The organism is Azohydromonas sp. (assembly GCF_035325925.1).
GTDB lineage: Bacteria > Pseudomonadota > Gammaproteobacteria > Burkholderiales > Burkholderiaceae_C > Calidifontimicrobium.
On record NZ_DAOKZA010000043.1, the window covers coordinates 24,364 to 32,328 of the forward strand.

Annotated in this window: 9 protein-coding genes and 1 tRNA gene; 5 read left to right on the forward strand and 5 right to left on the reverse strand. The window is 69.6% G+C overall.

What is annotated here, in order from left to right; genetic code table 11:
• Positions 1 to 10 precede the first annotated feature (10 nt).
• From proB to rplU, 4 genes are all read right to left on the reverse strand, one after another.
• Positions 11 to 1,129 carry a glutamate 5-kinase gene (gene proB / locus PKC53_RS14645; protein ID WP_324429867.1) on the reverse strand — a complete coding sequence of 373 codons (1,119 nt, stop codon included), beginning with the start codon at positions 1,127 to 1,129 and terminating at the stop codon, positions 11 to 13.
• A complete protein-coding gene (obgE, locus tag PKC53_RS14650; protein ID WP_324429869.1) occupies positions 1,122 to 2,198 on the reverse strand; it encodes a GTPase ObgE in 1,077 nt (358 codons plus the stop codon). Before obgE ends, proB begins: the two co-directional genes overlap by 8 nt.
• 82 nt (positions 2,199 to 2,280) lie before the next feature.
• Positions 2,281 to 2,538, reverse strand: a complete 258-nt coding sequence (gene rpmA, locus PKC53_RS14655) for a 50S ribosomal protein L27 (protein WP_324429871.1) — start codon at positions 2,536 to 2,538, stop codon at positions 2,281 to 2,283.
• Positions 2,539 to 2,554: 16 nt separating this feature from the next.
• A complete protein-coding gene (gene rplU, locus PKC53_RS14660) occupies positions 2,555 to 2,866 on the reverse strand; it encodes a 50S ribosomal protein L21 (protein WP_324429873.1) in 312 nt (103 codons plus the stop codon).
• A 217-nt stretch (positions 2,867 to 3,083) separates the two neighbouring features.
• Here rplU and PKC53_RS14665 point away from each other — a divergent pair, with 217 nt between their 5' ends.
• Both PKC53_RS14665 and PKC53_RS14670 read left to right on the forward strand, forming a co-directional pair.
• Positions 3,084 to 4,076 carry a polyprenyl synthetase family protein gene (locus PKC53_RS14665; RefSeq protein ID WP_324429875.1) on the forward strand — a complete coding sequence of 331 codons (993 nt, stop codon included), beginning with the start codon at positions 3,084 to 3,086 and terminating at the stop codon, positions 4,074 to 4,076.
• Between the two features lie 37 nt (positions 4,077 to 4,113).
• A tRNA-Pro gene (locus PKC53_RS14670) sits at positions 4,114 to 4,190 on the forward strand.
• 63 nt (positions 4,191 to 4,253) lie between these two features.
• On the opposite strand, the gene PKC53_RS14675 is transcribed toward PKC53_RS14670, so the two are convergent.
• Positions 4,254 to 5,249 (reverse strand): AraC family transcriptional regulator, encoded by a 996-nt coding sequence (locus tag PKC53_RS14675; RefSeq protein ID WP_324429877.1) that lies wholly within the window; start codon positions 5,247 to 5,249, stop codon positions 4,254 to 4,256.
• Between the two features lie 14 nt (positions 5,250 to 5,263).
• Here PKC53_RS14675 and PKC53_RS14680 point away from each other — a divergent pair, with 14 nt between their 5' ends.
• The 3 genes from PKC53_RS14680 (at position 5,264) to PKC53_RS14690 (ending at position 7,657) form a co-directional block, all read left to right on the forward strand.
• Entirely contained in the window at positions 5,264 to 5,914 is a 651-nt protein-coding gene (locus PKC53_RS14680) for a protoglobin domain-containing protein (RefSeq protein ID WP_324429878.1), read from the forward strand.
• 47 nt (positions 5,915 to 5,961) lie between these two features.
• A complete protein-coding gene (locus tag PKC53_RS14685) occupies positions 5,962 to 6,534 on the forward strand; it encodes a TlpA disulfide reductase family protein (RefSeq protein ID WP_324429880.1) in 573 nt (190 codons plus the stop codon).
• Between the two features lie 391 nt (positions 6,535 to 6,925).
• Positions 6,926 to 7,657: a hypothetical protein gene (locus PKC53_RS14690; protein WP_324429881.1), complete on the forward strand. Its 732-nt coding sequence runs from the start codon at positions 6,926 to 6,928 to the stop codon at positions 7,655 to 7,657.
• Positions 7,658 to 7,965 lie beyond the last annotated feature (308 nt).

The following is a 7,965-nucleotide window of genomic DNA, read 5'->3' on the forward strand; positions in this document are numbered from 1 at the left end:
CGCCGGCGGCTCAGGTCAGGACCAGGTTGGTCCGGTGCACCAGTTCACTCTCGTAGCTGTAGCCCAGCGCCGCCTCGATCTGTGACGACGGCCGGCGCATGATCAGCCGCGCCTCCGCGCTCGAGTAGTTCGTCAGCCCGCGCGCGATCTCGCGCCCGCAGGCGTCGCACACCGCGATGACGTCGCCACGGTGGAAGTCGCCGCGCACGTCGACCACGCCGATCGGCAGCAGGCTCTTGCCTTCCTCGCGCAGCTTGCGCACTGCGCCGTCGTCGACGGTCACCGCGCCATGCAGTTGCAGGTGGTCGACCATCCACTGCTTGCGCGCCGCGTACTTCGGTGTGCCGGCGACCAGCGCCGTGCCGATGGCTTCGCCGGCGGCCAGGCGCAGCAGCACGTCGGCCTCGCGCCCCCAGGCGATCACCGTGCTCGCGCCGCTGCCAGCCGCTCGCTTGGCCGCAAGCACCTTGGTCAGCATGCCGCCGCGGCCGATCGCACTGCCGGCGCCACCGGCCATGCGCTCGAGTTCGGGGTCGCCGGCGCGGGCCTCGTCGACGAAGCGCGCAGCGGGGTCCTTGCGCGGATCGGCCGAGTACAGCCCTCGCTGGTCGGTGAGGATCACCAGTGCGTCGGCCTCGATCAGGTTGGCCACCAGCGCGCCGAGGGTGTCATTGTCGCCGAACTTGATCTCGTCGGTGACCACGGTGTCGTTCTCGTTGATCACCGGAATCACCTTCAGCTCGAGCAGCTTCAGCAGCGTCGAGCGCGCGTTCAGGTAACGCTCGCGGTCCGACAGGTCGGCGTGCGTCAGCAGCACCTGCGCGCTGCCCATCCCGTGCTCGCGCAGGTGCGTCTCGTACATCTGCGCCAGGCCCATCTGGCCGACGGCGGCGGCGGCCTGCAGTTCGTGCAGTTCCTTCGGGCGCACGCGCCAGCCCAAGCGCTTCATGCCCTCGGCGATCGCGCCGCTGGAGACGATCACCACCTCGCGGCCCTGCGCCGCCAACGCCGCCAGCTGGCGGCACCAGTTGCCGATCGCGTGCGCGTCGACGCCACGCCCCTCGTTGGTCACCAGGCTCGAGCCGACCTTGACGACGATCCGCCGTGCGTGCTTCAGCACATCAGCCATCGCGCGCCTCCGCCGGCGGCGCGTCGAAGCGCGGATCGCGCTGCTCGGTGTCGTGAGACCGCTGCGCCGCCACGTGGTCGTAGACCGCGTGCACCAACGGCTCCAGCCCGTCGCGCGCGAGCGCCGAGATCGCGAACAGCGGTCCCTTCCAGCGCAGCCGACGCTTGAAGTCCTTCACGCGCTGCTCGCGCTCGTCCTCGGGCACCATGTCCAACTTGGTCAGCACGATCCAGCGAGGCTTCGCGGCCAGCGCCTTGTCGTACTTCTTCAGCTCGGCGACGATCGCGCGCGCCTGCGCGACCGGGTCGACGCCGGGGTCGAATGGCGCGATGTCGACCAGGTGCAGCAGCAGCCGGGTGCGCTGCAGGTGGCGCAGGAACTGGTGTCCCAGTCCGGCGCCCTCGCTGGCGCCCTCGATCAGACCGGGAATGTCGGCGACGACGAAGCTGCGCTCCGGGCCGACGCGCACCACGCCCAGGTTCGGGTGCAGCGTCGTGAACGGGTAGTCGGCGATCCTCGGCCGCGCGTTCGAGATCGCGGCGATCAGCGTCGACTTGCCGGCGTTGGGCATGCCCAGCAACCCGACGTCGGCGAGCACGCGCAGCTCGAGCCTGAGCCTGCGCGTCTCGCCGGGCCAGCCGGGGGTCTTCTGCCGCGGCGCGCGGTTGGTGCTGCTCTTGAAGTGCAGGTTGCCGAAGCCGCCGTCGCCGCCCTTGGCCAGCAGCACCTTCTCGCCCGGCACCAGCAGCTCGGCGATGAGCTCGCCGCTGTCGAGGTCGGTGACGATGGTGCCCACCGGCATGCGCAGCACGACATCGTCGCCGGCGGCGCCGAACTGGTCCGAGCCACGACCGGGTTCGCCGTTGCGCGCCTCGTGCCGCCGGGCGTAGCGGAAGTCGATCAGCGTGTTCAGGTTGCGGTCGGCCACTGCCCACACGCTGCCGCCGCGCCCGCCGTCGCCGCCGTTGGGCCCGCCGAACGGGATGAACTTCTCGCGCCGGAAGCTCACGCAGCCGGCGCCGCCGTGACCGGCGGCGACATCGATGGTGGCTTCGTCGACGAACTTCATGGGCGGACGGTGATGGTAGCGAAGCGCAGAAAACAAGAAGCCCCGGCGGGCCGGGGCTTCACGGGCCGCGCTGGCGCCGGGGTCAGGCCGGGACGACGCTGACCGTCTGGCGGTTGTTCGGGCCCTTGACGGCGAATGACACATGCCCGTCTACGAGCGCGAACAGCGTGTGGTCGCGCCCCATGCCGACGTTGTCGCCGGCGTGGAACCTGGTGCCGCGCTGGCGCACGATGATCGAGCCCGCAGGCACGCTCTGGCCTCCGAACACCTTCACGCCGAGCATCTTCGGCTTCGAATCGCGGCCGTTACGGGTCGATCCGCCACCCTTCTTCTGTGCCATGGTTCAAAACTCCGGTTCAGGCGCCGACCGTGCCGATCTGCAGTTCGGTATAGGCCTGACGATGGCCTTGCCGCTTCTGGTAGTGCTTGCGCCGGCGCATCTTGAAGATGCGCACCTTGTCGTGCTTGCCGTGCGCGAGCACGGTGGCCTTCACGCTGGCGCCGTTCACCAGGGGGGTGCCGACGGTGAGCTCGGCGCCGTTGCCGACGGCGAGCACCTGGTCGATCACGATCTCCTGGCCCACGTCCGCAGCAATCTGTTCTACCTTGATCTTGTCGCCGGCAGCGACCTTGTACTGCTTGCCGCCGGTTTTTATGACCGCGTACATACTGGACCTTTCGTGAATCTTGGCGCCACCGGCCGCAATCCGCCGGCGACGCCGCCGCTGATCGCCGCACCGGGGCGAAGCGCCCGTCCCGACGAAACCGGGCATTGTAGCCGAAGCCGGGCCCGCTGACCGATCGCCGGGGCACGCCGCCTGCGGTGCCCGCGCACCCGGGCAGGCGGACCACTCGGCATTTCTATAATCCGTCGCGAGTCCGCCCATGTCCCCGGTTGCCCCCCCATCGCCCAGAACCAGCGCCGGCGTGGACGTGGCGGCGGCCGACATGGAGGCCGTCGACGCGGTGATCCGCGAGCGCCTGCGCTCCGACGTGGTGCTCGTCAACCAGATCGCGCAGTACATCGTCGGCGCCGGCGGCAAGCGCATCCGCCCGCGCCTGGTGCTGCTGTTCGCCGCTGCGCTGGGCTTCGACGGGCCCGAGCGGCACACGCTGGCCGCGGTGGTCGAGTTCATTCACACCGCGACGCTGCTGCACGACGACGTGGTCGACGAGTCGTCGCTGCGGCGCGGCCGGCCCACCGCCAACGCGATGTTCGGAAACGCCGCGAGCGTGCTCGTGGGCGACTTCCTGTACTCGCGCGCCTTCCAGATGATGGTGTCGGTGAACCGCATGCGCGTGCTCGACGTGCTCGCCGACGCGACCAACGTGATCGCCGAAGGCGAGGTGCTGCAGCTGATGAACATGCACGACCCCGACCTCGCCGTCGACGAGTACCTGCGGGTGATCCGGTACAAGACGGCCAAGCTGTTCGAGGCCAGTGCCCGCCTCGGCGCCGTGCTGGCGGAGGCGCCCGCCGAGGTCGAGGACCGGTGCGCCTCGTACGGGCGCGCGCTCGGCACGGCGTTCCAGCTCGTCGACGACGTGCTCGACTACGAAGGCGACCCCCGCGCGCTCGGCAAGAACGTCGGCGACGACCTGCGCGAAGGCAAGCCCACCCTGCCCCTGCTGCTGGCGATGGAACGCGCCAGCGCAGCCGAACGTGCGCTGGTCCGCGCCGCGATCGAACACGGCGAGGTGCAGCGCCTCGAAGAGGTGGCGCGCATCGTGCGCGCCACCGGCGCCATCGAGGCCACGCGCGACGCCGCTCGCCGCGAGGCCGAGCACGCGGCACGGTGTCTGGACGTGCTGCCGCCGTCGAGGCAGCGTGAAGCTCTGCTAGAATTTTGTGTTCAGTCGGCTGAGCGTTCGTCGTGAACCTCGCCGAGCGCGACCAGCCGCAGGGCAGGTCGAACGGGGTGTAGCTTAGCCTGGTAGAGCGCTACGTTCGGGACGTAGAGGCCGGAGGTTCGAATCCTCTCACCCCGACCAGGGTTCCCATCGTGCAAGGGTCGCCGCAGGCGACCCTTGTTCGTTTCACCGGCGCCCGGCAGGTCAACGCGGCGGGGTCGCCTGCGCGTCGCGCTCGAGCCACTGCCGCGGCGATGCGCCCAGGCGCTGGCGGAACGCCTTCGACAGCGACGCCGCACTGGCGAAGCCGGTCTCGGCGGCGACCAGCTTGACGGGCCGCCCCGAACGCAGCAGCGACGACGCCAGCGTCAGGCGCCAATCGGTCAGGTAGGCCGCCGGCGTGGTGCCCGTCGCGGCCTTGAACGCTTCGGCGAACGCGCTGCGCGACATGCCCGCCACCGAGGCCATCCCGGCCAGCGACCACTCGTCCTGCGGGGCGCGGTGCAGGCCGACGAGCGCGCGGGCGAGCCGGGTGTCGGACAAGCCGGCGATCAGCCCGCCCGAGACGCCGACCCGGCCGGGGTGGTCGACGATCCAGCGCAGCAGCTGGATCAGAACCACCTCGAACATCCGGTCGACGAGCACGCGTGAGCCGCAGCGGCGTCGATCGACCTCGGAGAACAGCAGGTCGAGCGCCGGCTGCAGGCCGTCGACCTCGTCCAGCGGCACCTGCACGACGTCGGGCAATGCGCCGACGATGGGGTTGCGCTCGCCGCCGTCGAAGTCGAGCGTCGCGCAGGTGAAGTCCGCGCCGTCGCGCGGCGGGTTCACGAACGTGTGGTGCAGCGGCCGCGGATACAGCAACAGCGTCGGCACGTCGACACGCCAGCGCCGCCCCGAGCCGCCCCGCGCCGGGTGGCGTACCTCCATCGCGCCGCGCCGCAGCACGTGCAGGAAGGCGCGGCCGGGCTTCGCCTCGAACGCGGTCACGCCGCACAGTTCGCCCGCGTGGAAAAGCGACGCCCGTACGCGGAAGCGCTCGAGCAGTGCAGACAGGCGATCTTCCCCCGTCGACAGCGCGGCCGGGGACCCTCGTCTGGACGATTGGACAACTTCTTCGGACTTCACGGCATCTATCATCCAGGCAACGGCGTCAACATGCAAGCCACCGACCGAACCGGTCGGCGACGCCCCACTCACAGACGGAGACCACGATGAACCCTTCCGAAGTCCCGATCGCGGCGACGGCCCATCCGGCCGCGTCGCGTGGCGCGACCGCCGCCGCGGTGCCGGGCTACGCCCGCGGACAAGGCACGCTCGCGCCGGCCCCCTACACGCTGGACGACCTGCGCGCGCTGCAGAAGGCGCTGCTTTTCACCGACGACGACGTCGCGGCGCTGCGGCGCAGCCGGGCCATCGTCGCCGACCAGGCCGACGCGATCCTCGACGTGTGGTACGGCTTCGTGGCGTCGACGCCCGAGCTGGTCCGGTACTTCAGCGACGCGCGCACCGGCCAGCCCGACGCCGCGTATCTGGCCGCCGTGCGCAAGCGATTCGCGCTGTGGATCGTCGACACCGCCGAGGCGAACTACGACCAGGACTGGCTCGACTGGCAGTACGAGATCGGCCTGCGCCACCATCGATTGAAGAAGAACCGCACCGACGGCGTGGCCAGCGTCGCGCAGGTCGACTTCCGCTACATCCCCGCGCTGACCATTCCGATCACGACCACCCTGAAGCCGTTCCTCGCCAGCCGGGGCGCTTCGGTCGAAGACGTCGAGACGATGCACGCGGCCTGGGTCAAGTCGGTGCTGATGCAGACCATCCTGTGGTGCCATCCGTACGTGCGCGACGGCCAGTTCTGACCGCGCCCGTCCCTGTCCGCGCCACGACCACCCCAAGGAGACTCGCCGTGCCGACGACGACGCCACGCACGCCACCGCTTCCCGAGTGGGATGTCGCGACCTGGCTGAACTGCGACGCGCCGGTGACCCTGGCGTCGCTGCGCGGCAGGGTGGTGCTGATCCACGCGTTCCAGATGCTGTGCCCCGGATGCGTGGCCTACGGCCTGCCGCAAGCCGAGCGCGTGCGGCAGGGTTTCGCGCCACACGAGGTCGCGGTCGTTGCGCTGCACACGGTGTTCGAGCATCACGCGGCGATGAGCGTCGACGCGCTTCGCGCCTTCGTCCACGAGTACCGCTGGAGCTTCCCCATCGGCGTCGACCGCCCCGGCGCGGACGGCGGTGTGCCGCGCACGATGCGCGCCTATGGCCTGCGCGGAACGCCGAGCCACATCGTCCTCGACCGCAACGGCATCGTGCACATGCATCACTTCGGCCGTGTCGACGACCTCGTACTGGGCGCGACGATCGGCCGGCTGCTCGCGCAGGACGCGGCGACGAGCAACCTCCCCACCGACGCCGTGCAGGCGCCCGGGCGATGCACGCCAGAAGGCTGCGCGCCGGATCGCGTCGACGACGCCTGAGCGGTCGGTCGTCGCCCTGGTCGACACGGTCCAGCCGCATGAGCCGCTACCGAAAGCGAAAACACCCATCCGATGAGGGTTGGGCGTTGAACGGTGATGGTGCATCCCTGACACGATGGGAACTGCACTACCCCCAGGTTCGGGGATGCGCGGCGATGCTGATCGCGCCCGGGTCCCGCCATCTCGGGACATGCAACCTGGCCCAGTTCATCCTCGCCATCGTGCTTGACAAGCGTTGATTTCGTAGCCCGGCGCAGCGTGCCCCGACCGCGCGTTCCAGGGCCCTCCAGGGCATCGATTTGCGTGTGGCTTGTCAAGGCCGGGACGCAACAGCATCAGGGCCACAATGATCGATCGAAGGCTCCGGTCGGCATTGCCGGAGGGGGACGTGATGACTGCGCAAGCGAGTGAACTGCTGCTCATGGATGGAAGGGTCGAGTGGCTGCAATGCCTGCCGCTGCAAGGCTACCTCGACGAACGCAACGTCGACCTCAGGGCGTTCGCTACTCGCCAGTCGACGGCACTGTACCGGGGCTACCAAGCTGTGTGGGAGATGGTGGATGAGCGCCTGTACCTCATCGGGCTGCTGGGCGCCGATGACTGCCCACTTGATCCGGGCATCGTGTTCGGCGACCGACCACTGCCCATCGCGGCCGACTGGTTCACGGGCCGTCTCGAGGTCGGTCAGGGCGAGGCGCTGACCTACTTCCACATGGGCTGGGGCCAAGAGTACTCGACGCTGTTGCGTCTCTACCTGAAGCAGGGGCGGGTGGTGGCACGGCGGCGCTATGACCAGACCCGGCTGCTACGCCGGCGCTTCGACAGCTTCGTGGCAGCCAACCCAAACTGGCACGAGATACTGGTGGAAGAAGCCGAGAGAGCGGGCGCCGGGCGTGGACCACTGGGCGGCCTGACGGCGGCCGGGGTGAAGGCGTTGGGGCGGCCGGAGCTCGAAGCCGAGGGCCTCCTGGAAACCTGGCCTGGCGGCCTCACCGACGACGAGACGGCCGAGATCGCGGGCCGTTTGGTGCGGCACTGCGTGCGAGCGCCTGGGGGTGTCGCCTTGAACGGAGTGTGGGCGCCGCGGGAGCCAGCCGGCGAAGCCGGCACTCCTCAATCTTGAGGCACGCCGGGGACCAGTGAAGTCAGGATGCGTAGACGTGGCCTGCCGGCCAGCCGCTGCGAACGCCCGGTCGAGCGACGCACGCGCAAGTCACTGATTGATCAACTTGTCGCGCTTTGCGCTTCGACAACTGCAATGGGCAAGCAGGAACAAGGCTCGAACTGGACCCTGATCGATTCCTACCCGTTCCTCGCGAACGCGCAGAAGTGAAGTGGTGGTGGAGTTTAACAGAAAACCAAACCCACATATCAGGAGTCTCTCAGCCCCGGTCGGAAGCCTTGAGACCCTCGCGCGATTCCGGGGAAGGA

What these genes read in the sequence shown, in the direction of transcription:
- proB (WP_324429867.1), bottom strand. Translation starts at nt 1,129, where the DNA reads ATGGCTGATGTGCTGAAGCACGCACGGCGGATCGTCGTCAAGGTCGGC.
- obgE (WP_324429869.1), bottom strand. Translation starts at nt 2,198, where the DNA reads ATGAAGTTCGTCGACGAAGCCACCATCGATGTCGCCGCCGGTCACGGC.
- rpmA (WP_324429871.1), bottom strand. Translation starts at nt 2,538, where the DNA reads ATGGCACAGAAGAAGGGTGGCGGATCGACCCGTAACGGCCGCGATTCG.
- rplU (WP_324429873.1), bottom strand. Translation starts at nt 2,866, where the DNA reads ATGTACGCGGTCATAAAAACCGGCGGCAAGCAGTACAAGGTCGCTGCC.
- PKC53_RS14665 (WP_324429875.1), top strand. Translation starts at nt 3,084, where the DNA reads ATGTCCCCGGTTGCCCCCCCATCGCCCAGAACCAGCGCCGGCGTGGAC.
- PKC53_RS14680 (WP_324429878.1), top strand. Translation starts at nt 5,264, where the DNA reads ATGAACCCTTCCGAAGTCCCGATCGCGGCGACGGCCCATCCGGCCGCG.
- PKC53_RS14690 (WP_324429881.1), top strand. Translation starts at nt 6,926, where the DNA reads ATGACTGCGCAAGCGAGTGAACTGCTGCTCATGGATGGAAGGGTCGAG.